Source organism: Streptococcus intestinihominis, assembly GCF_046824975.1.
GTDB lineage: Bacteria > Bacillota > Bacilli > Lactobacillales > Streptococcaceae > Streptococcus.
Genome location: NZ_JBKQBL010000001.1, coordinates 509,886 through 512,154 on the forward strand (window position 1 = coordinate 509,886; position 2,269 = coordinate 512,154).

The 2,269-nt window shown below is 46.1% G+C and carries 2 protein-coding genes and 1 pseudogene; 1 reads left to right on the forward strand and 2 read right to left on the reverse strand.

Annotation, left to right across the window (positions count from 1 at the left end; translation table 11 throughout):
• Positions 1 to 547: transglycosylase domain-containing protein (locus ACLOR3_RS02575; protein ID WP_412036960.1), on the reverse strand; the 547-nt coding region annotated here is incomplete at its 3' end.
• 183 nt (positions 548 to 730) lie between these two features.
• On the opposite strand from ACLOR3_RS02575, the gene ACLOR3_RS02580 reads away from it, so the two are divergent.
• Positions 731 to 1,606: an RluA family pseudouridine synthase gene (locus ACLOR3_RS02580; protein WP_411400149.1), complete on the forward strand. Its 876-nt coding sequence runs from the start codon at positions 731 to 733 to the stop codon at positions 1,604 to 1,606.
• Between the two features lie 314 nt (positions 1,607 to 1,920).
• Here the strand turns inward: ACLOR3_RS02580 and ACLOR3_RS02585 are convergent.
• Positions 1,921 to 2,269: pseudogene (locus ACLOR3_RS02585) on the reverse strand (pneumococcal-type histidine triad protein); the annotation flags it as partial.

The window sequence follows — 2,269 nt, forward strand, 5'->3', positions numbered from 1 at the left end:
AGGCATTTTTGGCCAACTGTTGGGTAATCGTCGATCCCCCACCAGAGCGACCGGCAGTCAAAATCGCCAGGAAGAAACGACCGTAGTTAATCCCACTATTTTTGTAGAAACTCCGGTCTTCCGTCGCAACAACTGCATTTTGCAAGTTTTCGCTAATGGCATCTAACTCAACGTAGGTCCCTTTTTGCCCTGTTAGGCTTCCTGCTTGGTTCCCATCTTTATCATAGATGATTGTGGTTGCCTTGAGGGCATTTTGCAGATCTGCTACATTGGTCGTCTTGGCTATGTAGAAAAGATAACCTCCGACGACGAGACTAAAGGTCAGGCCAATCAGTAAGAAGATCTTGGTCAAGTGATACTTGCGCCAAAAGCGTCTGATCGGATGTTGGGAGTGAGATTTTCTCCGTGACTTGTCCGAGCGGCTATAGGTCGGAGCTTGCTCCTCCCCGTCCGTTGACAATTCAACCTCTTCCGCAATCTTCCTTGGTTTTTTTTCTCTTTGGAAATGACGAATCATTCCCTCCATTAATTCTTTTAATTTGTTCATAGTCCCTATTTTATCACCTTCCTAACGTCTAGACAAGAAAGACCTTCGCAAGAAAGGATGCTTTTAGCTTTCTTTAAGGTTCCCATCTAGTCCACTCTAGAACGGGGTTCAGCGTCTTGTCCCTCCCTTCCTCTCCCTCCTTCTCGCCTTTTCTTTCCCCTTGCTTTCTGATACAATAACACTATGCACTATACTATAACGATACCAAACGCCTTGCCCGCTATGACGGTCAAAGAGGCCCTTGAAGATTATTTTCTCATCCCACGAAAGATTCGTCATTTTTTGCGGACCAAAAAACATGTCCAAGTCAATGGGGAGACCGTCCACTGGCAATCGATGCTTCAGGCGGGTGACCAACTCACCCTCACCTTTGATCCAGAAGATTATGAAGAAAAGGAGCTCTTGGCAGGGGATGCTAGCCTAGTCGAAACCCTCTATGAAGATGAGCACCTCATCATCGTAAACAAGCCCGAAGGCATGAAAACGCACGCCAATCAACCAGATGAAATCGCCCTTCTCAACCATGTCTCTACTTATGTCGGAAAGACCTGTTATGTGGTTCATCGCTTGGACAAGGAGACCAGTGGGGCTCTTGTCTTTGCCAAGAATCCTTTTGTTTTACCCGGCCTGAATCGACTGCTAGAAGATAAGAAAATCCAACGAGACTATTGGGCCTTAATCCTAGGCAACTTACCCAAAAAGCAGCTGGTTTATAAGGACAAATTAGGACGAGATCGCCACGATCGACGCAAACGCATTGTTGATCCTCGAAAGGGCCTCTATGCGGAAACCCATGTGACCAGCTTAAAGACTTTCAAACGCACCAGCTTGGTCAACTGCCAGCTCCAGACAGGTCGCACCCACCAGATCCGCGTCCACCTCTCTCACCATGGCCATCCAATCGTGGGAGACCCTCTCTACAACCCAGAAAGAGCTCCTCGTCTCATGCTCCATGCCCACCGCTTGCGACTCACCCACCCCTTTACCTTAGAAAAAATCCAAGTTGAGGCTCCTTCTGCAAGTTTTGAAAAAGGATTAAAAGAGCAGACATCTCCATAGAGCCAAGCGAGTGGTGCTCCTAATCGATTACCTTACAGAGTAATCAAAAAACAGCTAGTTGATTTTCAAAAAATGACTTATTTTGCCATTTAAGAAGATTAAAAACTTTCCGCTGTGAGAAAAGTGCTAGAAACAATAGTGTATCTAGCACTCGGAATTATTGAGACCTTAGGCTCAATAATTAGTCATGGAACTTCTTAGAAGTTCGCTGACGTCCGTACTCACCTAAGGAAAGTTTTTCGGAAGATTTTATCTACATCTAAAAACACAGAATCAAATTGATTCTGTGTTTTTTTGCTATTTCTACATAGGTCCTAGTCCGTCGTTTCTTCACTTGCGGCCGGGCTGACTTCTGTGTTTTCTGACTCTGGAGATGGAGTCTGAGCAGGATCTGAAGTTTCTTCCTTATTCAGATTAGAATCGCTCGTGGCAGGACTTTGAGGGGCTGGGGCTGCTTCGTCTGCTTCCACTGTCACTGCTGTCGATGGAGTCGCTAGCAAATCATCTCGAAGGGCTTGGATCGCCTGTAACAAGGCTTTCTTGTCGCTCTTCGGATCAGCTAGTTGATCAAAGAGGGCTTCTAAGCGTTCAAACTGAGCATCACTGGCTCCTTTTTCGGCCAATTGTTGGTGGAGAGCGATCAACTGGTTATAAATCTCTTGA